Genomic DNA, 23,143 nt, shown 5'->3' with positions numbered 1-23,143 from the left:
TAAATTATGGTGATTTAAGTCTAAATTCAGTGCAGAAATTATTTCCGATCTGGCGGCGATACTTTTAATTTTTGTTTTGCACTTTGTTTTGCACCCAATACTTGGTGGACATCTTGTGGAGTAATTCGATCGCCGAGTCGAGGTTCTTCTACATCAATCATCAGAGCTTCAGTGGCAGCATCAATAGCTTCAATTGGGTTCAACCCTTTGCGGCTAATATATTTGGCAGCTAAATCTTCAATTTGTGCTATGCGTTGAAGTTGAGTAACATGGAGGTTATCTTTAGGTGTTTCGTAGGATTTAACATCCAAAATTTGATTAATCGACTTTTTTGGCATCCCAAAAAGATGTTGATAAATCTTACCCAGAGCGGAAGCGTAAATCCCCCTCTGTCCTCCTTTGATTGAATATTGCTTTATGTATTCCTGAAGAGAGTCTTGATTTGCCTCAATCCATGCGCCAATTGCGGAGCGTAAATCTTTATTCAACATGATTGAAGCGTAGCGAAACTCAAACTTCTGAATATATTCATCTTCATCTCGAATGATACCAAAAGCATGATCCGCTCGTCTCTCGAAAGTCTCGTGCAGTGCAGCAGCCAAGAGAGTAATTGCTGGTTTACGCATACCGATTACGGCAGCGTACATAATCATTGCCATGAAATCTTCTGTGGGGATCAAATTACTCTCGATAAACCCTTGTCCTTGAGATTCAATAATCTCTCCTTTGAATCCGTAACCTCTCAACTTAGCCAGAGCATTGCCTTGAGTACGCAGCGTATCACTTAACCAACCTTCATTAAATCCAACTGCTTTACTCGCTTGTCGCATCGACCAACGATATTCCCCATCGGACATCATGTAAACCGGAATAGGAATTCCACCAATTGTAATTTCCTTACTTTTAATGCTTGCTTGCTTAGACATGAGTAAATACTTAAGTTACGACTATTTGCCATAGGGTTAACCCTATGGTAGATAATATAGTACCATAGGGTTAACCCTATGGCAAGAGTTTTGCCTCAACAATTTATTAGCTGGGAAATCGATACTATATACCTACATCCACTGAAAAGCCGCATCACCATGCTTGAAAAGTAAGTAGAGAGGCTCTTCAAGCGTCAAAGATCCGCAACGCAAAGTTTATGTGAACCACCCCAACCGCAGATTTATCGCCTCTCGTTCTTCCAATTGATCTAAAATCTCCATATTTGGCGCTGCCAGCAGAATGCGATCATCATTGTTGGTGCAATTTTCTAGTTTTAGAGTGAGGTGGCAATGACTGAATTACTTGAACGGGCGATCGCCCAATTAAAAACTTTACCGAGCGATCGCCTTTTCGGCGATCGCGGCAATGATTCTGGAAGAACTAGAAGACGAACGGCGCCCTTGATGAAGCTTATGCTAATTCTCCAGACATTCTGGCTAAACTCGCAGCTTCAGCAATGGTTGAATACCATGCCGGTAAAAGAACTCGATCCAGAAACATTGTGAAATCACGCACTAAATAATTTATGAATCACTATAGCATGATGATTCAATGGTCGAATGAAGATCGGCTTTTCTTGGTGACGATTCCAGAGTTTGCCGATCGCGTTCTCATGCCTTGCACTCATGGTAAAACCCGTAAAGAGGCAATTCTTAACGGCGAAGAAGTTATTGAAATGTACTTGGAAGCGTGGCAAGCAGAAAGTGAGTCTATTCCCGCTCCTAAGACCCTGCAAATTGCTTAAATATTGGTTGCCCGTGGGGTGACAGAAACCGGGTTTCTATTAAGCGGTTGGTGGGGTTAATTAAATTTGGGATAGAAACCCGGTTTCTTTTTGTGTCGTTTTCAACGTTGCAAATTTATTTTATTCGGGAAGATATAGGAAACCGGGAAAAAGAAAAACCACAGAGGACACAAAGGACACAAAGGCAGCAAGTTATCTGTGCTCTTTGTGTCCTGGCTGGTGCAATTTTATCCGATGATATTATTGCAGTTGCTTGGTAGATAAAACCCCGTTAGCGACATCTTCAATTAGTTGAATATGTCGCGGCAATAATACTTGATGAGAGTAGCGTTCTAAAGCTGTTTCTCTGGCTTTTTTTCTAATCTCAGCCATGCGGGTGGGATGGGCAAAGACTTCATCAACGCGATCGGCGATTTGTTTAGGTGAGAAAAAGTCAGCCAGTAGGCCATTTTCTCCATCTTGAATCACTTCCGCTACGGGAGGAGTATCGGAACCCAAAACTAAACAGCCGGTGGACATAGATTCAATCATTGACCAAGATAAAACAAAAGGTCGAGTTAGATAAATATGCACATCAGAGGCTTGAATGACTTTTAAATATAAACCGTAAGGTAGCGAACCCACAAAGTGAATGCGGGATAAATCTAGGGGGACTTTTTTCAGCATATATTCTTTATAAGTCATGCCATCAGGTAAAGGTTTGCCATAGCAAACTCGCTCCGATGCCACTACCACAATATGACAGTTTGGCCGTCTTTCTTGAATATAAGCAACTGATTCAATAAATTCTGGAAATCCCCGATAAGGTTCCATCCCTCTGGATACATAAGTGACTAATTCATCCACATGAGAAAGGTCTAGATTTGGTAACACTAATTTCGCCCCTGGATTGGGTTTGAAATATTCCGTGTCTACCCCATCGTGGATCACGGAAATTTTACTGTGAAATTCAGGGGGAAATTGCGATCGCTGCCAATAAGTTGGGGACATTCCCCAGTCACAAGAATATAAATCAATTAAAATCGGCGCATTTTTAATCCGAATTCGAGCGACATCATCCACACTTAGAGGGTCATTGGGGTCAAAATTGGCATCGGAACCATAAGCATGATAAAACCACTCAAAATAACAGAGTAATGGGGTATCGGGAAAAATATCTTTGACAAATAAGGTTGGCCCCCAACCAGAATGACCACAAATAATATCTGGGACAAATCCTTGGGCTTTAAGTTGATCTGCCATGCGATAAACCGCTTGTCCATGAACCACCGCACTTTCTAAAGGACGGACATAGTGGTGAGTTCCCGCATGGGCATCACGACTAGGGGTAAATAGGGATTTTTTGACCCCGGGAATTTCCCATTCAGGTCGTTCATTTTTGGTGCCAAATACCACCTGATTTTTAGGATTTTGCCCTAAAATTGTGGCCACATGACGGTATTGAGCCGGGAAGTTAGGATGTAGAAAGAGAATTCGCATGATTGACTGTCAGCTATTCCTTAGATGAAAATAAAATAGTGATGGCTGGAACCATTCGATCGCTCTTGAGCATGATTTGAGCATTAATCGATCGCCGGGGCTTTACAAATCCAGACACAATCACGGGGTACAGACTTAGTATCTTGCAAAATGACCTCATAGTTAAGGTGATGGAGAAATTTCTCCATAATCTTATCGCTCATCACGGAAAAAGCACAGCCATGTCTTTGACCGAGCAGGTTATTCTGCCACTCACTTAAGAATTTTTCCCAACCTAAATCACTGAGAATATTCGTGTGATGAAACACGCATAAGCGTTTCCCCCGCATGACATGAGGAATGAGATTTAGGTAGTTAAAAATATCCCTGGGTTCGATATGCACCATTGTATCGTAACAGAAACATACATCCACGGATTCGGGAGCAATCCCATTCAGGGTTAATCCATCTAATTTGATATAGGAAATTCGGTCATCTCCTAGGCGCGATCGCGTAGCTTGAAGCATCTGGCTAGAAATATCCGCGCAAATTAGTTCACGACAGGATTTTTTCAAGAGTTTACTGGTTTTTCCCCCACCAACTCCTATCTCTAACACCGGATCATCTGAAGTAATATAAGGCTGAATAAATTGGCTTTCGATCAAGGATTCATATTCAGCCAAAGATTGGGCAGCCCCGGCGCCTTTGCCAATCCATTCATCGCCGATATGTTATAATTCGGGATGAATAGCCAAGCATTAGCATAGCTATCCCAAGCCCCTTCATAATCAACGCCTAGTTGTCCGGTTTTATTTTTTTGATTTTTATTTCATCACTACTTAATCACTCCAGTTCCAGTGAACTTGCAAATACTCAAAAAGTTTTTGGTTATAAGGGGTAAAATAGTTGACCAATTTTATTCTGATCTGGTTAGACATTGGGGGGCATTCACCAATATTATATGGTGGATAATCTCCCAAGTCCCAGGGACTTAAGCCTAAAAACTCTAAAGTTTGCTTCAGGGTTGCCGCCGGATTTGCATAAAATTCTTCACTGTTAAGGATTAAGAACTGATTCCGGGGGAAAAGTTCCATCCAAGCTTGTAATTGTTCTACATAAATGCCGCGAGATAAATAAGTGTAATGTTGGTGATTAAAGCTATAGTAATTAGGGTCGGCAAGCATTTTTTCCAGTTCGCCACTCAGACGTTCCGCTTCGCTGTCTATAGCTGCTTCAAAATCTAGAGTTTCAAATCCCCAGCGCACTTCGTGATGATAGTGTGACCAGGTTCTTTCTACCGGGTTTCTCAGTAAAACAATTAATTTGATGTTAGGAAAAAGTTGTTTAACCCGCTGCGGTGCCCAGGGATGAAAAATATAGTAAGGACTGGATTCTCCAGTTAAGGTGATTTTTTCATTGGTTTTGGCGGGAAATTGGGCTAAATACCAGTCAATCCCTTGGGCATAATTAAAGTCAAAAAAATGCAGTTCTTTTTGAGCAGCCGGTAAAATTTGCGGATGTTGAGTCAGATAAACATATAGAGAGGTGGTGCCACATTTCTGGGCACCAATAATCAGAAAGTCTGGCATATTTTTTCAGGATGATAGTGATTCAGTAATTTGGCAATCCTGGATATTCTAAGCTAAAATAGAAAATCCAGGATAATGATTAATATCCGATACTATAATCTTCGCGATCGCGGGTCAAGTTGGGACTATAGCAAGGATCGTGTTCTGTCCAATCTTTCCACTTAGTTTTCATATAGTCAATTTCTTTGGCAAATCTGGCGATTTTTTCTGGGGTATCTTCATAACCTCGGCTTTTTGATTCATAGTGATACAATACTACATGAGGTAGATAAATATTTCGGTAGCCTTTGGCGGCAATTTTGAGGCAAAAGTCTACGTCATTAAAGGCAATTTGTAGGTCTTCTTCTAGCCCTCCAACTTCCTCAAAAACTTCTCGCCGACACATTAAACAAGCAGCGGTGACAGCGGAATAGTTATTCACGGTTTGAATTTGATAAAAATATCCTGGACTATCCGCCGGAAATTGCTTGTGACTGTGACCGGCAACCCCACCCAAACCAATCACAACTCCCGCGTGTTGGATGGTATCATCGGGATAGAGTAGTAAGGCGCCTACTGCCCCCACGGAAGGTCTTTGGGCTTGCTCAACCATTGCGGTCATCCAGTCAGGTTTGAGGACTTCTGTGTCGTTATTTAAAAGTAGGATATATTTGCCTTTCGCCTGTTTTACTGCATAGTTATTAATTTTGGAAAAATTAAAGGGAATATCCAGCGGTTCACAACGAAAGCGATCGGGTTCTTTCGCTTGCCACTGACTAAGAATATCCAGGGTTTCTGGTTCCGTACTGCCATTATCGATGACTAATACTTCATAGTTGGGATAGGTGGTGTTCGCGAAAATTGAGGTTAAGCAAGTATTGAGAATGTTGCCCAAGTTTTTGGTGGGAATAATCACCGTGACTAAATCATAATTTTGGATATGATAGCGGACAATCCAATGACCTCCTTCCGTGGGGATAAGTTTTCCCGGTTCTCCTCTTCTTTCTAAGGCTTCAGAAAGTGATTTAAATGCAGCAGTCGTGGCATAATTTTTATTGGCTAATTCGCTGGCGGTTGATTTTGAGTGAATGCGCCAGTGATATAATATTTTAGGAATATGAAAGATGTGGGAAGTTTTTTCCGTCAGCCGCAATACCAAATCATAATCTTGGGAGCCTTCATAACCCAGCCGAAATCCGCCAATTTCTTCGATGAGCGATCGCCGATAAACTCCTAAATGACAGGTGTACATTCGGGAGAGAAATGAATCAGGACACCAATCGGGTTTAAAAAAGGGATCTTGCCGATTTCCTTGGGCATCCATTTTATCTTCATCAGAATAAATCATATCCGCTTCAGGATGCACATTCAACATCACCGCCACATGATATAACGCATCAGAAGTTATCATGTCATCATGATCTAAAAGTGCCACAAATTCGCCGGTTGCTAAAGATAAAGCTGAATTAGAAGCGGCAGAAATATGGCCGTTTTCAGTTCTAAACAGTAATTTGATTCGGTTATCAGCGGCGGCATACTCTTCTAAGATTGGCTTAATATAGGGAATCGTTGAAGCATCATCAGCAATACATAATTCCCAGTAAGGATAGGCTTGATTTAACACCGATTCAATGGCGTCCCGCAAAAACTTTTCTGGGGTATTGTAAACCGGCATAATAATGCTAATCAACGGCGTTTTTCTAAAAGCTTTCACCGCTTCTGCCATTTGCTGCAAATCCCAGGAGCGGGGGAAGCGCTGACCCAACCAAACATGATAATCCGCTACTGGGTGAACTACTTCTGGGGCACCTTGAGAAGGGAGTGCTTGGGGTTCTAATTTAAAATAGATTTTTCTGAAGGTTCTCGCTAGGGCATAGCGAGCCCCTTTTTGGGTCAAAATTTCGTACAAACGCTTTGATAAGCGCTTAATCTTGGATAATTGCTCTAAGGAGCGAGAAACAGCTTGATTTAGCATGATTGCTTTTACCGATCCAGTTAACCAGAGGTAGTCAGTAGTGGTAGGGCGGGCAAAATTTGCCTCAGTGGTAGGGTGGGCAAATTTTGCCCACCCTACTCAGAAGTTGAAAAACTCAGCCGTCAGCTTTCCGGGAAAAGCTGATACCGATCGCCATTGGAGGGAAAGCTTGATTATAGGCATTCCCTTGTTTCAGCTATTGAACCAGAATTTTTTTACTTTTGATTCATGTTTGCCTATCTTCTAACTCCTTGATAATTTTGGTAATTTGCCAATTTAGATTGGGGATTTCATTTTTGACGACATCCCAAACCACATCGTAATCAATGCCAAAATAATCATGAATTAACTTATCACGCATTCCTGCCATACGTCGCCATGGCATCTCAGGATACTCGGATCTGAAATCTTCTGACAATTTTTTGGTAGCCTCTCCAATCACCTCTAGGCTTCTTACAAAAGACCTTTTGAATGTCTCATTATTGCCAAACGCCTCTTTTTCTAAATTTTCCGATGTTGTCAATAAATAAATGATTTCATCCATAATATGCAGTAAATAATCTTTATTAGAACGAGACATACTCAACCTCCTGCAAAATGCGATCGCCAAAATGAGGACTCAAAGATTCCGGTGTCAGAACATCTACTTTGCGGTCAAAAAGATCCTCCAGGAAAAAGCACAAATCCATAAAATTATTAAAGGTTTTCTTTTCAGGATCGAAAACTATTAATAAATCTACATCACTTTTTTCCGTTGCTTTTCCAGTAACAAATGAACCAAATAAACCACATTTAATAACACCAAATTTTTGGAGAATTAAATGATGTTTTTTTAAAGATAAAAAAATATCTGTTTTGTTAATCATATAAAAATATTTTTGCTTATAAAAAATAGGTTTATGATTTTTTTTTACTAGCAAATATAGGATGGCCAAAAACCCGGTTTCGCCGGATAAACCGGGTTTATCACCGGCTTTATTCTCTAATCGTATAGTCTTCGCGATCGCGAGTTAAATGGGGACTATAACAAGGGTCGTTGTCAATAAATTTTTGCCAACGACTATAGAGAAGTTGCGCTTCTTTTTGCCATCGGGCTTGCTTTTCTGGGGTGTCTTCATAGCCCCGACTTTTTGACTCATGGTGATAAAGTACCGCATGGGGCAAATAAACATTGCGATAGCCTTTGGCCACCATTTTTAAACAAAGATCCACATCATTATAAGCCACGGATAATTCTTCATCAAATCCCCCCACCATCTCAAACAATTCTCTGCGACACATTAAACAAGCCCCGGTTACAGCGGAAACATTACCGATACTAATTACATGACCAAAAGAACCGGGGGTCGTGCGTGGAAAATGCTTGTGACTATGGCTACCAATTCCACCCAATCCTAAAATGATTCCCGCGTGTTGAATGGTATCATCGGGATAAAGTAATAAACCTCCCACGGCACCAATTGAAGATCGCTGTGCTTGTTCGACCATTGCTTCGATCCAGTCCGGGGTAATCACTTCGGTATCATTATTTAGGAATAGTAAATAATCCCCTTGGGCTTGCTTGACCGCATAATTATTGATGGCGGAAAAGTTAAACGGAATATCCAGAGGATAGCACTTGAATCTTGTCGGTTCTTTCTCCTGCCATTGGGCAATTACCTCAGCCAGTTTTTCCTCTGTACTGCCGTTATCGATGACAATTACTTCATAATTGGGATAAGTGTTTTGGGTGAAAATAGAGGTTAAACATTGGTCTAAAGTTTCCCCCATATTTCGGGTAGGAATAATAATACTCACGAGTTTATAATCGGTGATTTGGTAGCGAATAATATAATGACCTAAATATATAGGAACATCGGTGACAATTCCTGGTTCTCCCCGACGGTGAATGGCGTCAGTTAAAGCTTTTTTCGCGGCTTCATAAGCATAAGGTTTGGCCTCAGCACTACTGGCAGCAGAGGCTAAGTGAATTCGCCAATGATAGAGAATTTTGGGGATATGATAAATTTTATCGGTTTGTTCGGTAAATCGTAACACCAGGTCATAATCTTGGCTGCCTTCATAACCGACCCGAAATCCGCCAATTTTTTCGATAAGCGATCGCCGATAAACTCCTAAATGGCAGGTGTACATTCGGGAGAGGAATGAATCAGGAGACCACTCTGGTTTAAAATAAGGGCCTTTGAGTTGATTATTTTCATCAATTTTACCTTCATCAGAATAAATCATATCCGCATCGGGATGTTGATTAATCGTTAAGACCACTTGGTACAAAGCATCAGGAGTCAGTAAATCATCATGGTCTAGTAAAGCGATAAATTCTCCCGTGGCGATCGCTATTGCCGAATTAGAAGCAGCGGAAATATGGCCATTTTCCTGGCGAAATACCACTTTAATACGGGCATCTTTGGCGGCATAATGTTCTAAAATTGGTTTAATATACCCTTGAGTAGAACAATCATCAGCAATACATAATTCCCAATAAGGATAAACCTGATTAATGACGGATTCGATCGCCTCTTTTAAAAAAGTCTCCGGTGGGTTATACACGGGCATAATTACACTGATGGTCGGTGTCAGGGTCAACGCCTCCACCGTTTCTTTCATTTGTTGCAGATCCGAAGGTCTTGCCCCATATTTCATTAACCAAGCCTGATATTTTTCATGGCCATATTCTTGATTGTCGATTTGATAATAGCCAACGGTTACCAACAGGTCTGGGGTCAATAAGGCGCGATTGCCCATTGACTGAACTGCTTGTGCTAAAGCATTTTTTGTCCCCTCATAAATATAAGCTGGTACGGGCGTTTTTGGCGGTTGAGATGCCAAATTAATTCGCCGATGGTAGAGAATTTGCGGCAAATGAAGAATCTGATCGGTTTGGGCGGCTATTCTTAACAACAGGTCATAATCTTGACTGCCTTCAAATCCTCGGCGAAATCCGCCGATTTTTTCTATAAGCGATCGGCGATAGATGCAAAAGTGTCGCCCATACATCCAAAATAAAAATGAGCGATTCCCCGACCAATCCGGTTTAAAACAAGGTTCTCGTAAATTATCATCTTCATCAATTTTATCTTCATCGCTATAGAGTACATCTATCTGCGGATGCTGATTAACAGCGATCGCGATTTGATACAAAGCATCAGGAGTTAATTGGGCATCGGATTCTAAAAATGTCACAAATTCTCCTGTAGCAATTTCTAGAGCAGAATTTGCTGCCGCGCAAATATTTTCTTGAATTGGCCGCAATACCACTTTAATCCGTGGGTCGGACGCTGCATAAGCGGCCAATATTTCTTTAACATTAGTTGCCGTTGAAGCATCATCAGCAATACATAACTCCCACTCAGGATATAGCTGATTTTTTACCGACTCAAGCGCCGATCTTAAATAATATTCAGGATTATTAAAAGTTGACATCACCACCGTAATCAACGGCTTATGCTTAATCACCGGAACAGTAGCCGCCATCATTTCTAAGTCTGATTTTCTGGGGCAATGCCATGCTCGCCATTGCTGATAGTATTCATTGAAAAGGTCAATAATATCTGGGGTTTCTGCCAGAATCTCTGGAGGGCGACGATCAAGTTTTTCTGAAATTCTCTGAAAAACTAAGGCAAGGGCTGGTCGGGTTCCTTGTGCTTGTAAAATTTCAGATAATAACTTTGAGAAAGCCTTAAACCGACCCCATTGATTTTTTACGTTTTCTATAGTCTTTGACATATTAATAACACTGGATATAATTTGAGAACATTTTTAGGTAATTATGAGAAATTTATTAATAAATTTTCCTAATTTAAGCATAATTATGCTTATTCATTAGCGGGTAAACCCAATGATTTTTTTATTTTCAACCAATTTGTCCGTAATTTCCAGAACTTACTGGTTTTCATAGCCGAAATCATCTTTTGAGATGCTTGCAGTTCGGATTGAGAAATAGCTAATTTTGCCTGGGTTTGCTGTAGCTGAATTTGATTTTGTTCTAATTGTATTTGTAGTTGTTGGCGAACTTGTTCCAGTTCATAAAATCGCTTTTCCCATAAATCGATAGATTCGCCGGTGTTAGCTTCGCTTAGTTCAATGTCGATCGCTTCCAGCATTTCCAGTCTTGATTGATGAGTCTCTTTTCCTTTTCTGCCTAGGGTTATATAAAATTCGCAACCTTCAGTGGGATAAAAATCTACCTCTTGCAAAGAAATGAAACCCAGATGAAAAAGATCGTGAATCATTAACCTGAAAGAATGCGGCACAAAACACCAACCATGAGTATCTATATAGGTCTTTCCATCGATCGCGCAATTCATTATTTGCCGCACATATTCCATTGAATGAAGCAACTTATATTCTCCGCTCGTGTGGGATTCCCATGCTATTCTGCCCGATCGAGATACCGCATTTAAAAAATGATCGGCCACCGTCCCTGGGGTATGAAAAGTAGCTTGACTCAAATGGGTATCAATCACTTTGGAAATTCCCGTAATCGCTCGATAGTGGTCAAAACAATAGCGCTTATCGGGTATAGCGAGGGAGAGAACTCCATCATCTGTCAAAATGGCATCGCAATCATTAATAAACCCAATAAGATCCGGGGTATGTTCAATCACATGAGAGGCAATAATCCAATCGTAATACTTATGTTTGCCGGTGAGTTCTGCATAACTTTCTCCTTGCCAAACAAAATCAACTTCTTCAATGTTGTCAAGATTGACTCCATGACCATCGTATTTGGCAATTAACTGCTCGCGACTTGCATGATCGATAACATCGACTTTAAAGCCTGCTTTTTTAGGCGCGATCGGGTTATAGCTAGGACCAATTTCAATTCCCTGGCCGTTTTTGTTAATATGTCGTAAGATTTTCTCGTTTCGATTCATATTACCTCTTGATGGCTGAACGATTGCTGAACGATTATTTTTATATGGACAATTTAAGTTTTAGCTAAACCTAAAGCCTGTTTTATTCTAAACCAATTTGTTCTTAATTGCCAGAATTTGCTAGTTTGCATAGCTTGAATCATTTCTTGAGCTTGGTGCAATTCTAGGGTTAACCGTTGAATTTCTGCTTGAGATTGTGCCAGATTTGCTTCCGTTTGGGATAACGTTTGGGCTAACTGATTTTGCTGTTGATTTTTTATTTCTTCTACAGCGGCTATTTGACTTTGCCATTGGGCTTTAGCTTGTTGAAGCTGGCTAGAAAATTCATTTTGCGATCGCGTTATTTCTCCTTGTAAGTTTACCTCAGTTTGTTTTTGTTTTAATGCTATTTCTTCTTTTTCAATTAACAATATTTTATAAGCATTTTCTAGTTGTTGCAATTTTTCCTGGGTAGCTGCCAGTTGATTTTTTGTTTGCTGAAGTTCTGATTCACAGTAGGTTAGGGTATTTTGTGTTTCTGTCAATTGAACTAGGCGATCGCAGTTTCGCGATCGCTCTAAATCCAGTTCTAGTTGAATTTCCTCTAATTTAGCTTCTAGGGCTTCTCTTTTGTCCCGTTCAACTAAATGGTCATATTCAACATTGGCGAAAATATGGGCAAAATTTGTCTGATAAAGGCCGATATGCTTGGTGCTAATATAGCGAAATAATTCCCAGCGTTTCTCTGGAATATTACAGCCGCTTACCATTGAATTGCTACGCAAGCGATAATCAAACAAAGCCTGATCAATATGATAAAAATGCCAGCCTTTTTCGGCGACACTTAACCAAAAATCCCAATCTTCATAGCCCAATTGTTCCGGGATTTTGTCATCATAGCCGCCCGCTTCTTCCCAAACGGTTTTGCGAAACACCGCACAAGCATCAATATAGTTTCCTCGGAGGATCAGGTTAATATCAAATTCGGGAACTTTTTTAATGCCGGTTACACCGCCAAAAAACTCAAAATTCCCATAGACTACCCCTACTTCTGGCTGAGTATCCAGAATTTCAATGGCTTTAGTTATATAGTTGGGTCTAATTTTATTGTCTGAATCTAAGGGCAAAATATAGCGACCTTTGGCCAAAGAAATCCCATGATTTCTGGCGATCGCCAACCCTTGATTTTCCTGATGAATCACCGGATATCCTCGATCGCTTAAAGCCTGTAAGACTTTTTGGGTCAAGGGATCCGTTGAACCATCATTAATAATCAGAATTTCATAGACTTTAGCTTGGCAACTTTCCACACTGGCGATCGCCTCTAAGATAAATTCGCCGTGATTATAACAAGGAATTACCACGGAAAGTTTAATCGGATAGGTCAGATTTGGCTCGGATGCCTCCATATTTTCCTCGGTTGATTAAGGGCTATTTCCAGCAAAATTTTCCGGCTTGAGCAATTATATATCTAAAATTATATATCTAAAGGAATCTTTTTCTCCTACTTAAGTCTAAATTTTTGACTGAAATGAGCCAATTTTCGCGCCAATTTCCAACTCCGCGATCGCTTAATCGTCATCAACTCTAAGGTTAAGCGGTCTAACTCTGACCGTAATTGGGCCACTTCTGACCGGAGTTGGATTTGTTCTTGGTGAGATTCTTGATGCTGTATCAGGGATTGATAATGCATCAACAACGGCAAAGCTTCTACGGGCAAAATTGGCAGCGGATCCGCATTTAACTCGTGATCGCCGCGATCGCCTCTAGGAATATCGGCAATTTGATCTAACTCTGCCAACAAATTGGCAAACTCTGGCATCAAATGGTTAATCAGTCTCACGATTGGGTGATCTGTGGGCAAACTCCGTAGTAAATTCGCATCATAAATTTTCGCAAATTTCGCCGCATCCCAAGGTTCTCGTGGGATTAAACCCAGTTTCCCTTCTAAGAGTTGCATCAATCGAGTTGGTTGTTGCACAAAGCCATTGACATTAATCAGAATACAGCGATCGCGATGTTGCCGATAAAAAGATAGCAAATGCCGGTTATAAAATCCCCAACTTTTCAGGGCATATTCTGGACGTTGAGGAAACACCCCGCGATTTTGCCGCAAAATAGAATCCACCACATCCCAAGGCGATCGATAAACCAAAATATATCGGGTATTGGGTAATAATTGATGCCAAAATTCCAGCAATAAAGAAGTCCGGGGATCTTTCCATCCCCAAATATTTCCGTGACGACTGGCAATTAACTTTTTCGCCTCTGGAATATAAGATGGCCAAAGGCTGCGATCGAGGGTTTCGCTTTCTGTCCAACCCCAATCGGGCCAGCCTGGATCCCCAGGAGGACAAGATTTTTGCAGCAGCGATCGCTGAAATTCTAGAAAATCAATATCTTCAAAATAGCCTTTCACATTACAAATATCAGCCGGAAACATATTTTGGCCAATATTTACCCCAATTGCTTGAATAAAAGAAGCAGTTAGGGATGTTCCCGAACGGTGCATTCCTGTAATAATTATCGGTTCTGACATTTACTTTATTGGTTGTTTGTTGTTTGTTGGTTGTTGGTTGTTGGTTGTTGGTTGTTGGTTGTTGGTTGTTGGTTGTTGTTTGTTGTTTGTTGTTTGTTGTTTGTTGTTTGTTGTTGGGTAGATGTTGGTTAGATATTGTAGGGTGGGCAAAATTACACCATCATATATAGTAGGGTGGTTAAAATTTTTTGCCCACCCAATGTTAGGGGCTGTTGGATGAATTTTTGAAATTGGTATTACTCAGATCCCCCTAAAAAAGGGGGGAGATTGATCAAATATCCCTTAGTCCCCCGTTAAAAAGGGACAGTTGACAGCTATTTATACCATAATTTCCATCTCTGGAGAAACGGATAAAGTTTCATCAACTTGATCAACGGTCAGGTTGGGTTTAATCATAAAGTCAATGATCCCAGTGGCGTCAGAATCTTCCTCTGGGAGCACTCGGAACATCCCCACATCAATACAGCGGGCTAAATAAGTAAAGTGTCCATTGACAATGCCAGAAACTCCCGCGTTTAAAAAGTAAACTCCAGGATTTAACAAGCAATTAAATCTAAATTTAACCACAACTTTGGTGCCCGCTTTCACCACTCCATCTTCTAGCTTTTCTTCGGGAAAGCGATAAGAAGCACCGCCTAATTCTGAACCCTTAATCGTCTTAACTAACATCCCAAATCGGACTTTCGACGCTTCCTGTAAAAACTCTACCTCATAAGTATAAATATAATTCTCTCTGCCGATTAAGTTATTCACAGGTTCCTTGCGGCGAGTCAAAATCTGAGGATTAGAGATTTTCGCCCCACGAGATAAATAAGAAATCGTTTCCGCCGGTTTCAGGTTCGGGTCATAAAATGGCTTTGACTGGAGGGCGAATGTGGGCAATTCTTGGATAATTTCTGCCGCCGTTTTTTCCGTAATAACCTCACCAGCTTGCTGAGTTACTCCGCTTGAATTTTGGCCGATATTTTGGGTCAGATTGGGAGTAATAGTATCTTGGCTGAGATTTGGGCTGAGATTTGGGCTGAGATTTGGGCTGAGATTTGGGCTGAGATTTTGATGATATTGTTTTTGATTTAACCGGCGAAGTTCTTCCCGAACACTTTGGATCTTTTCCGTCGGGGCATAAATTAACTTATGATATTTATCGATCACATACTTAGGAGTATTGTAAAGCAGCAGTTCGCCTTCTGACATAAGAACTGCTGAATCACATAGGTCAATTACCGTGCCCGCAGAGTGAGAAACAAATAAAATTGTTCCCCCTCGGTCTTGGATTTTTTCTAATCTGGCATAGCACTTACGTTGAAATGCTTCATCTCCCACCGCGAGGGCTTCATCAACTACTAAAATATCCGGTTCAACGCTGGTGGCTACGGCAAAAGCTAACCGGACAAACATCCCACTAGAATAAGTTTTTACCGGCTGATCGATGAAGTCGCCAATATCCGCAAAGCCGACAATATCATCATATTTGTCTTCAATTTGTCTTTGGGTTAAACCGAGTACCTGCCCATTGAAAAAGATATTTTGTCTGCCGGTAAATTCTGGGTTAAAGCCGCTGCCTAGTTCTAAAAGGGCAGATATTCTTCCTTGAACATTGACATGACCTGTGGTGGGGGATAGGGTACCCACAATGATTTGTAATAGGGTACTTTTTCCCGACCCATTGGCGCCGACAATGCCCAAGGTTTTTCCTTTAGGAATTTCTAGGCTAATATCTCGCAATGCCCAGAATTCATCTGCCCTTTGTTTTCCAGGAAATAATAGTTCTTTTAAGCGATCGACCGGATGACGATATCGCTTGAAGCATTTAGAAACGTTTTGGATGGTAATAGCAACTTCACTCATGGTTTTATCTCATGGTAATGGTTGAATAACAGCGATCGCACCTAAACAGGATAGGCAAAAATAGGTAGCAAAAAGGCGCATAAATTAGGGTAATTTAGCATAAGTTAGCGCAATTTAGCCTAATTTAAATTACATCTGCAAAAGCGGGACGTAATTTGCGGTAAGACCAAATTCCTACACAGAAAATAATGGTAGAAATGATCGAGGCAACCCCCCATTCTGCCCAGTGTTGCACTTCACCGACTAAAATCACATCGCGATAAAGTTCGGCGATCGCGGCAACAGGATTAAACCAAAATATAAAATCACGCCATTGTTCGGGAATAATATTCGCGGGATAACAAATGGGAGTCATGTAAAACCACAAGTTAAGCACCACCCCAATAGTTTGAGGAATATCGCGCAAAAATACCGTAAATCCCGCAGCTAAATAAGCCAAACCTGCGGTTAACAATAATTGAGTCACCCAAACCAGAGGCAACAATAATAAAGTGCTATGCAAAATCGAAGTGGACATTCCCAAAAGGAAAATTAAGGCCATTAACCCCAAGGAACTTTCGATAAATGCCGCTAATACTGGCACTAAGGGCAATAACCCCAAGGGAAACACCACTTTTTTGACTAAATTCGGTTGTCCCACCACGCAATTACTGGCTTGAATAAAGCCACTGGTAAACGCGATCCAAGGCAACAAACCAGCAAATAACCACATCCCAAAAGAAAAGCTATTTTCTGGCAACCCATCCGTGGGCAATTTAACTTTTAAAACAATGGAAAACACATAAGTGTAAATCAGCAATTGGGAAAGCTGATTCAGTAACGGCCACAAATTCCCCAGTACCGAACCTTTATAGCGTCCTTCTAATTCGCGCACGACTAGAGTTTTTAGCAAATTAAGCTTAAAACCCCACTGGGGATCGATCGATGGTTGCCCATAAAACTGGCTACCTCGACGGGCAAAACTTTTAATTGATTTGACCAATTTTCACTTCCTCACCCACAACTAAAGAATTAAACATCTAAACAGCTAAACACCTAAACAAATTCGTTCACACCACCAGCGCTAAAACATCTCCAGGTATTTCCAGGAAGTTTTGACGCTTTGCTATTCACTTTAGCAGTCAAAACTACTCATAGCCAATTCAGACAATGATTTATTTTGATTGATTTTGATTTATCTGTAGGGGCGCATTGCGGGCGGATGTAGGGGCGATCCCCCCGTGGTCGCCCCCGCGCCCTTATGGTTGTATCCACATATCCACATACATGGACGGTTCGCAAATATCCGACTAGACTGCTAATTTTAATGCCGCTTTTAAGTAGGTGGGCAGAAATAAATGCACCACAGCCCCCATTAGAAGAAAAACTGTCATTCCCGCCGATGGCGGCCTTCGCGGGGGTAAACTGCGGCGGGAATCCAAGGATTTACGGTGGGGAACGAAAAGTGCAATTAATTATGTTCACCTACTTACTTTAGCGATCGCTTCAGCTATTGCCTCTCGCTGTTCTGGGTCATAGTTCCATCGGTCTAGAAATGACTGATAAATTCCTTCCCCAGTCTGGACACTCACAAGTAATTGCGCTAATTTTTGAGAAAATTCCGGTAAGCCCAAAGATGTGATTAACTGACTGGATCTTTCCCGGACTCGTTCTGACTGTTTTGCCATCGTTTCATCATCTCGACGACGGTGGGTCAGCACCATTGCCGAAGACATGGCCAAATTTTTCACCAATAATTCAGATACAATCTCTGGAGAAGTGGTCAAGGCTGCTAGGGTCGCTTCAGTAGGCAGATCCGCAAAGGGGCGATCGTCCGTGAGATAAGATACAAAAAAACCCCGTGCTCCGGCCAGAGTGCTGACCAGCTTTTGCATCGTGGCCAAGATATCTGATTCTGGGATATGCCCTTGTTCCATATGGGAAAGCAAGGATTGGGTTAAGGCGATCGCCTGCTCAAACGTCACATCATCGGAAATCGAATCACTCAGCTTTACTGTCATCAGCACTCCACTATTAATTCACTGTCATTGTTCATTGGTCATTTGCGATTGGTTATTTCTTATTGTTTCCCAGGACAAAGGACAAAGAACAAAGGACAAAGGACAAAGGACAACAATTAATCACAAATCTTAACAATAAATCGATATTATCTTGCTTCTGACTCTGATTTACCTGAAATTTATGGCAATTATTTCTTCCAAACAACCCTCTGGCGAACCTGAACCCAAGCCAAATCAAGCCCCATCAAACTCAGCACCGTCAAAGCAGCCCAAATCAAAAGCCTCATCCAAAGCCTCATCAAAAGCAGTCGAACCACCGACAAAAGAAGAATCCAGTAGGGGGGAAGCATTTACTCCAAAAATGTCCCCGTTTAGCCCAGGAGATGTGTCCGAGAATACTTCGCTTTTACTTGCCGAAGAAACCCCGGAAGATCGAAAAAATATTTCCCAAGATGAAACGATCAGACCGCAAAGCTTACACGACTATATTGGCCAAAAAGACCTGAAAGAAGTGATGGATATTGCGATTCAAGCAGCAAAATCCCGCCAGGAACCTTTGGATCATTTGCTACTTTATGGCCCGCCCGGTTTGGGCAAAACTACAATGGCGATGATTCTCGCTTCAGAAATGGGAGTTACTTGTAAAATTACCAGTGCCCCAGCTTTGGAACGTCCGCGAGATATTGTCGGTTTGTTGGTGAATTTGCAACCCGGAGATGTGCTGTTTATTGATGAAATTCACCGCTTAACTCGCATGAGTGAAGAAATTCTCTATCCGGCAATGGAGGATTTTCGGGTAGATATTACGATTGGTAAAGGTCAAAGTGCCAAAACTCGCAGTATTCCTTTAAAACCCTTTACTTTGGTGGGGGCAACGACCAAGGTGGGTAATTTAACTTCACCGTTGCGCGATCGCTTTGGTCTGATTCAACGGCTGCGATTTTATGAAGTAGATGAACTGACTTTAGTAGTATTAAGAACGGCCAATATTCTGAATATTCCCGTCACCGAAACAGGGGCGATCGAAATAGCCCGCCGTTCCCGTGGCACCCCGCGCATTGCTAATCGATTGCTTAAACGAGTTCGCGATTATGTGCAAGTGAAAAAAGCCCCTACTATTACAGCCGAATTAGCCCAAGAAGCCTTGGAACTTTTTAATGTCGATCCTCGTGGACTCGATTGGAGCGATCGCCTCTTATTAACGGTAATGATTTCTAACTTTAATGGCGGGCCAGTGGGCTTAAATACTCTAGCGGCTGCCACGGGGGAAGATGCCCAAACCATTGAAGAAGTTTACGAACCCTATCTATTACAAATTGGCTATCTTAATCGCACCCATCGCGGTCGCATTGCCACCCCTGCCGCATGGCAACATTTAGGTTATCATCACCCCAACAATGAACAACAATTATCTCTGAATATTTAACAGAATCATTGGCAAAAATTTGGTTTATTTATTCTGCTTATATCTGTGTTTATTTTATGCATTTGTGGTAAAAAAATAGAGAATTGAACCACAAAGACACAAAGAACACAAAGGTTCATTAGAAAAACTGTCATTCCCGCGAAGGCGGGAATCCAAAGCCTATCGGTGGAGAACGAAAAGTGCAATTAATTATGTTCACCTATTTCTTCCTTCGTGTCCTCTGTGCCTTTGTGGTAAAAAAAATAGAGAATTGAACCACAAAGACACAAAGAACACAAAGGTTCATTAGAAAAACTGTCATTCCCGCGAAGGCGGGAATCCAAAGCCTATCGGTGGAGAACGAAAAGTGCAATTAATTATGTTCACCTATTTCTTCCTTCGTGTCCTCTGTGCCTTTGTGGTAAAAAAAATAGAGAATTGAACCACAAAGACATAAAGAACACAAAGGTTCATTAGAAAAACTGTCATTCCCGCGAAGGCGGGAATCCAAAGCCTATCGGTGGAGAACGAAAAGTGCAATTAATTATGTTCACCTATTTATCCCCATGTCCGACAGAGTTCTGTGGTAAAAAAAAATAGAGAATTGAACCACAAAGACACAAAGAACACAAAGGTTCATTAGAAAAACTGTCATTCCCGCGAAGGCGGGAATCCAAAGCCTATCGGTGGAGAACGAAAAGTGCAATTAATTATGTTCACCTATTTCCATCTTCGTGTCCTCTGTGCCTTTGTGGTAAAAAATAATAGAGAATTGAACCACAAAGACACAAAGAACACAAAGGTTCATTAGAAAAACTGTCATTCCCGCGAAGGCGGGAATCCAAAGCCTATCGGTGGAGAACGAAAAGTGCAATTAATTATGTTCACCTATTTATCCCCATGTCCGACAGAGTTCTGTGGTAAAAAAAATAGAGAATTGAACCACAAAGACACAAAGAGACACAAAGGTTCACCCCAAACTATTCGCCAAGCTGTTTGAGAAAATCTCGCACTGACTCACATTTAGGACTACCTTGCTGACAAAATAGCTGTTCAGCTTTTTTCGTATCTTCAATCGCTGTTTCTTTATCTCCTAAATAAATATAGGCAATTCCCCGGTTGCCGTAGGCTGCGGCAAGTTTGGGGTCAAGGTTGATGGCTTGGGTGAAGTCAGCGATCGCTTTTTCATACTCTTTTAGGTTAGCCCAGGCAAGTCCCCGATTGTAGTAGGCTTCGGCATCTTTAGGGTCAAGGTTAATGGCTTGGTTGAAGTCGGCGATCGCTTTTTGATACTCTTTTAGGTTAGCCCAGGCAATTCCCCGACCGTTGTAGGCTTCGGCAAGTTCAGGGTCAAGGTTGATGGCTTGGGTGTAGTCAGCGATCGCTTTTTCATAATCTTTTAGGTCACTCCAGGCAATTCCCCGGTTGTAGTAGGCTGCGGCATCTTTAGGGTCAAGGTTGATGGCTTGGGTGTAGTCAGCGATCGCTTTTTCATAATCTTTTAGGTCAGCCCAGGCAATTCCTCGGTTGCTGTAGGCTGCGGCAAGTTTTGGGTCAAGGTTGATGGCTTGGGTATAGTCGGTGATCGCTTTTTGATAGTCTTTGAGGTTTCTCCAGGCAAGTCCCCGGTTGCTGTAGGCTGCGGCAAGTTCAGGGTCAAGGTTGATGGCTTGGGTGTAGTCAGCGATCGCTTTTTCATAGTTTTCTCGGTTACTCCAGGCATTTCCCCGGTTGTAGTAGGCAAACAAATGAGGTTTAATTTTTATCGCTTCACTGTAGGCATCAACTGCTTCTGGATAGCGTTTTAATTCACTCAGCCAATCGCCGCGCAGCCCAGAAAGCTTAAAATCCGGTTGCCGACTATGCTTAATGGCTGCATCAATAGATGCCAGGGCTTGAGGATAGTCCTTTAACCGGGCAAAAGCTTCTCCCCGTTCTCGCCATGCTTCGGAGATATTAGATTGAATTTGAATAACTTGATCGAAAGCGGCAATAGCTTCTCGGTATTTTTCGTCCCCTTTCAGGGCTAACCCTTTTCCATACCAAGCGGGATATGACTTCGGCTTAATTTTAGTCGCTTGGTCAAATGCCTCAATTGCTAGTTCATTGAAACCCACTCGCCACAACTGGTTGCCATAATTTACCCAATCTCCATAAGTTCCAGTTGAAGAAGGTTTTTCCAGAGTCAATACGGTAACGATAACAGAATCTATCGTTTCTTGTTCAGTTAATTCCCGTGGCGGAACAGTTTCTACCTTCAACCATTCTGATTCAATCCCTGCTTGAGAAGCCAAACCCACCAGAGTTCTAATGGGTACTCCCAAGCTATAGCCCAACATATTTCCCTCGACAGCCGCATTAATCCCAATCACTCGCCCCTGGGTGTCCAATACCGGTCCACCACTCATACCTTTTTTACTCAAATTGGTGTACACCAACTCGTAACCTTCGACTAGAGACGAAGCACTTTGAACTTTAACCGACCCTCCAGCCTCACTGAAAGCCCTTCCCGCAGTAAATTCTCGCTGAAAGGGGCTGCCCGGTTTCACTCCGGGCCATCCTGAGAGAAATACAAACTGCCTTTCTTCCACTCCTAACTTATACTCAGCCAGAGTTGCTACGGGGTAGGTTTCTCGGCTGCTAAACTGCAACACTGCCAAGTCTACTCCCGGAAATCGCTTCACTTTGCCATAGTTCACGGGATAGCGTTTTCCGTCTGGTGTCACTACTTCATACTTGGCTTTGTTTTCCACCACATGAGTGGCAGTAGCGACATAATAGGTATTTCCAGATAATAAATTTTTCTTTTGGGCAACAATCACTCCCGACCCATTGCCTGTTTCCGCTTCAATGCGGACGGTAATTTTAGCTGCTATCTCATCCACCTCTGCCGCTAACCCAGTCAGAGGGCGATTTTGTCCGGTATTGGAGTTGGGAGGAACTAACATTGCCACCGGAACCCCCCAACTCAAGCGATTCATCTGTTGCCGCAAGCCATCATCGGGCCGGGAACCGTCCATATAAGTATATGCCTGCTGCAAAATGGGAAAAGCGGCCATGCCATTAATTGCCACCAACTCACCTTGACTATTCAACACCGGGCCACCACTCATCCCCTGCTGAATTTCGCTGCTATAGCCAACTTGATATCCCCCCTGCAAAGCCGGATCCGACAATAACTCCACGGTCCCTGGGGCAAAAACCAGCCCATCCCCATCATAAGGAAACCCAGCCGCCAACACCTTATCCCCCACCGTGGGACTATTCCCGGTCTGAGTTGCCACCGGGTAGTCGTTGCTACTGCGAAACTCCAACAAAGCCGCATCTTTCCCGGCAAAATTCTCCACCAACTCCCCACCCTTCAACTCTGCCGGATAAACTTGCCCATCCGGGGTTTCAATGCGGTAGGGCTGTCCGGGGGTGACTACATGGCTATTGGTCAACACCGTATAGACCTGATTTTGGCCATCTCCTTGGCGACTAATCAAGGTTCCCGACCCTCGGTTATCGCCACTCAACACCTTCACGGCGATGGAACGGGCGATTTGTTGTAGCTGTTCCGGGGTATAAACCTGATTAGTCACTGTTGCGGTTGGGGAGGAACAACCACCGAGATATAGGGCTGATGCGGGAATTAGCCATAAGCCCAAGCTAGTTAGGGATGTAATTAGGGATAAAGAATGGCGATGCATGATCTGTATATATATATGTGTATGTTGGTAGATCCCCCCAACCCCCCTTAAAAAGGGGGGCTTAAGAGTT

18 protein-coding genes are annotated in these 23,143 nt (G+C 42.2%); 3 read left to right on the top strand and 15 right to left on the bottom strand.

The genetic code is table 11. The features are described 5' to 3' along the window. Positions 1–38: 38 nt before the first annotated feature. The gene (locus ABWT76_RS11320) at positions 39–926 is read right to left on the bottom strand and encodes a hypothetical protein (RefSeq protein WP_054469656.1); all 888 of its coding nucleotides are present in this window, start codon (positions 924–926) and stop codon (positions 39–41) included. A gap of 351 nt (positions 927–1,277) precedes the next feature. Between ABWT76_RS11320 and ABWT76_RS11315 the strand changes: the two genes are divergently transcribed. Together ABWT76_RS11315 and ABWT76_RS11310 are read left to right on the top strand one after the other, a co-directional pair. Beyond that, entirely contained in the window at positions 1,278–1,493 is a 216-nt protein-coding gene (locus ABWT76_RS11315) for a hypothetical protein (RefSeq protein WP_054469655.1), read from the top strand. Positions 1,494–1,513: 20 nt separating this feature from the next. Next, positions 1,514–1,732: a type II toxin-antitoxin system HicB family antitoxin gene (locus ABWT76_RS11310; RefSeq protein WP_354636120.1), complete on the top strand. Its 219-nt coding sequence runs from the start codon at positions 1,514–1,516 to the stop codon at positions 1,730–1,732. 240 nt (positions 1,733–1,972) lie between these two features. On the opposite strand, the gene ABWT76_RS11305 is transcribed toward ABWT76_RS11310, so the two are convergent. From ABWT76_RS11305 to ABWT76_RS11245, 13 genes are all read right to left on the bottom strand, one after another. Further along, entirely contained in the window at positions 1,973–3,211 is a 1,239-nt protein-coding gene (locus tag ABWT76_RS11305) for a glycosyltransferase family 4 protein (RefSeq protein ID WP_054469653.1), read from the bottom strand. A gap of 83 nt (positions 3,212–3,294) precedes the next feature. Beyond that, positions 3,295–3,873, bottom strand: coding sequence for a class I SAM-dependent methyltransferase (locus tag ABWT76_RS11300; protein ID WP_231636942.1), 579 nt, complete (start codon positions 3,871–3,873; stop codon positions 3,295–3,297). A 156-nt stretch (positions 3,874–4,029) separates the two neighbouring features. Continuing rightward, on the bottom strand, positions 4,030–4,779 hold the full coding sequence (locus ABWT76_RS11295) for a sulfotransferase (protein WP_054469652.1): 750 nt from the start codon (positions 4,777–4,779) through the stop codon (positions 4,030–4,032). 79 nt (positions 4,780–4,858) lie between these two features. Further along, positions 4,859–6,733, bottom strand: coding sequence for a glycosyltransferase family 2 protein (locus ABWT76_RS11290; RefSeq protein ID WP_354636119.1), 1,875 nt, complete (start codon positions 6,731–6,733; stop codon positions 4,859–4,861). Between the two features lie 226 nt (positions 6,734–6,959). After that, entirely contained in the window at positions 6,960–7,313 is a 354-nt protein-coding gene (locus ABWT76_RS11285; protein ID WP_054469650.1) for a DUF86 domain-containing protein, read from the bottom strand. Further along, positions 7,300–7,599, bottom strand: coding sequence for a nucleotidyltransferase family protein (locus ABWT76_RS11280; protein WP_054469665.1), 300 nt, complete (start codon positions 7,597–7,599; stop codon positions 7,300–7,302). Before ABWT76_RS11280 ends, ABWT76_RS11285 begins: the two co-directional genes overlap by 14 nt. 109 nt (positions 7,600–7,708) lie before the next feature. Next, on the bottom strand, positions 7,709–10,459 hold the full coding sequence (locus tag ABWT76_RS11275; protein ID WP_354636118.1) for a glycosyltransferase family 2 protein: 2,751 nt from the start codon (positions 10,457–10,459) through the stop codon (positions 7,709–7,711). Positions 10,460–10,548: 89 nt separating this feature from the next. Beyond that, the gene (locus ABWT76_RS11270) at positions 10,549–11,610 is read right to left on the bottom strand and encodes a bifunctional 2-polyprenyl-6-hydroxyphenol methylase/3-demethylubiquinol 3-O-methyltransferase UbiG (RefSeq protein ID WP_190878395.1); all 1,062 of its coding nucleotides are present in this window, start codon (positions 11,608–11,610) and stop codon (positions 10,549–10,551) included. Positions 11,611–11,663: 53 nt separating this feature from the next. Then, positions 11,664–12,998, bottom strand: coding sequence for a glycosyltransferase family A protein (locus ABWT76_RS11265; protein ID WP_054469648.1), 1,335 nt, complete (start codon positions 12,996–12,998; stop codon positions 11,664–11,666). A 95-nt stretch (positions 12,999–13,093) separates the two neighbouring features. After that, positions 13,094–14,128, bottom strand: a complete 1,035-nt coding sequence (locus tag ABWT76_RS11260; protein ID WP_354636117.1) for a sulfotransferase — start codon at positions 14,126–14,128, stop codon at positions 13,094–13,096. A 318-nt stretch (positions 14,129–14,446) separates the two neighbouring features. Further along, positions 14,447–15,976 (bottom strand): ABC transporter ATP-binding protein, encoded by a 1,530-nt coding sequence (locus tag ABWT76_RS11255; RefSeq protein ID WP_354636116.1) that lies wholly within the window; start codon positions 15,974–15,976, stop codon positions 14,447–14,449. Positions 15,977–16,100: 124 nt separating this feature from the next. Continuing rightward, on the bottom strand, positions 16,101–16,898 hold the full coding sequence (locus ABWT76_RS11250; protein WP_190878445.1) for an ABC transporter permease: 798 nt from the start codon (positions 16,896–16,898) through the stop codon (positions 16,101–16,103). Between the two features lie 538 nt (positions 16,899–17,436). Continuing rightward, positions 17,437–17,976, bottom strand: coding sequence for a hypothetical protein (locus tag ABWT76_RS11245; RefSeq protein WP_354636115.1), 540 nt, complete (start codon positions 17,974–17,976; stop codon positions 17,437–17,439). A 181-nt stretch (positions 17,977–18,157) separates the two neighbouring features. Here ABWT76_RS11245 and ruvB point away from each other — a divergent pair, with 181 nt between their 5' ends. Further along, positions 18,158–19,402 carry a Holliday junction branch migration DNA helicase RuvB gene (gene ruvB, locus ABWT76_RS11240; protein WP_375341523.1) on the top strand — a complete coding sequence of 415 codons (1,245 nt, stop codon included), beginning with the start codon at positions 18,158–18,160 and terminating at the stop codon, positions 19,400–19,402. 959 nt (positions 19,403–20,361) lie between these two features. Here the strand turns inward: ruvB and ABWT76_RS11235 are convergent. Beyond that, positions 20,362–23,073, bottom strand: coding sequence for a tetratricopeptide repeat protein (locus tag ABWT76_RS11235; protein ID WP_354636114.1), 2,712 nt, complete (start codon positions 23,071–23,073; stop codon positions 20,362–20,364). Between the last annotated feature and the right edge of the window lie 70 nt (positions 23,074–23,143).

The sequence above is a fragment of the Planktothricoides raciborskii GIHE-MW2 genome (genome assembly GCF_040564635.1).
GTDB lineage: Bacteria > Cyanobacteriota > Cyanobacteriia > Cyanobacteriales > Laspinemataceae > Planktothricoides > Planktothricoides raciborskii.
The sequence above is the reverse complement of the archived record's forward strand: the minus strand, read 5'-3'. Positions and strand labels throughout refer to the sequence as shown.

What these genes read in the sequence shown, in the direction of transcription:
- ABWT76_RS11320 (WP_054469656.1), bottom strand. Translation starts at nt 926, where the DNA reads ATGTCTAAGCAAGCAAGCATTAAAAGTAAGGAAATTACAATTGGTGGA.
- ABWT76_RS11315 (WP_054469655.1), top strand. Translation starts at nt 1,278, where the DNA reads ATGACTGAATTACTTGAACGGGCGATCGCCCAATTAAAAACTTTACCG.
- ABWT76_RS11310 (WP_354636120.1), top strand. Translation starts at nt 1,514, where the DNA reads ATGAATCACTATAGCATGATGATTCAATGGTCGAATGAAGATCGGCTT.
- ABWT76_RS11305 (WP_054469653.1), bottom strand. Translation starts at nt 3,211, where the DNA reads ATGCGAATTCTCTTTCTACATCCTAACTTCCCGGCTCAATACCGTCAT.
- ABWT76_RS11295 (WP_054469652.1), bottom strand. Translation starts at nt 4,779, where the DNA reads ATGCCAGACTTTCTGATTATTGGTGCCCAGAAATGTGGCACCACCTCT.
- ABWT76_RS11290 (WP_354636119.1), bottom strand. Translation starts at nt 6,733, where the DNA reads ATGCTAAATCAAGCTGTTTCTCGCTCCTTAGAGCAATTATCCAAGATT.
- ABWT76_RS11285 (WP_054469650.1), bottom strand. Translation starts at nt 7,313, where the DNA reads ATGTCTCGTTCTAATAAAGATTATTTACTGCATATTATGGATGAAATC.
- ABWT76_RS11280 (WP_054469665.1), bottom strand. Translation starts at nt 7,599, where the DNA reads ATGATTAACAAAACAGATATTTTTTTATCTTTAAAAAAACATCATTTA.
- ABWT76_RS11275 (WP_354636118.1), bottom strand. Translation starts at nt 10,459, where the DNA reads ATGTCAAAGACTATAGAAAACGTAAAAAATCAATGGGGTCGGTTTAAG.
- ABWT76_RS11270 (WP_190878395.1), bottom strand. Translation starts at nt 11,610, where the DNA reads ATGAATCGAAACGAGAAAATCTTACGACATATTAACAAAAACGGCCAG.
- ABWT76_RS11265 (WP_054469648.1), bottom strand. Translation starts at nt 12,998, where the DNA reads ATGGAGGCATCCGAGCCAAATCTGACCTATCCGATTAAACTTTCCGTG.
- ABWT76_RS11260 (WP_354636117.1), bottom strand. Translation starts at nt 14,128, where the DNA reads ATGTCAGAACCGATAATTATTACAGGAATGCACCGTTCGGGAACATCC.
- ABWT76_RS11255 (WP_354636116.1), bottom strand. Translation starts at nt 15,976, where the DNA reads ATGAGTGAAGTTGCTATTACCATCCAAAACGTTTCTAAATGCTTCAAG.
- ABWT76_RS11245 (WP_354636115.1), bottom strand. Translation starts at nt 17,976, where the DNA reads ATGACAGTAAAGCTGAGTGATTCGATTTCCGATGATGTGACGTTTGAG.
- ruvB (WP_375341523.1), top strand. Translation starts at nt 18,158, where the DNA reads ATGGCAATTATTTCTTCCAAACAACCCTCTGGCGAACCTGAACCCAAG.
- ABWT76_RS11235 (WP_354636114.1), bottom strand. Translation starts at nt 23,073, where the DNA reads ATGCATCGCCATTCTTTATCCCTAATTACATCCCTAACTAGCTTGGGC.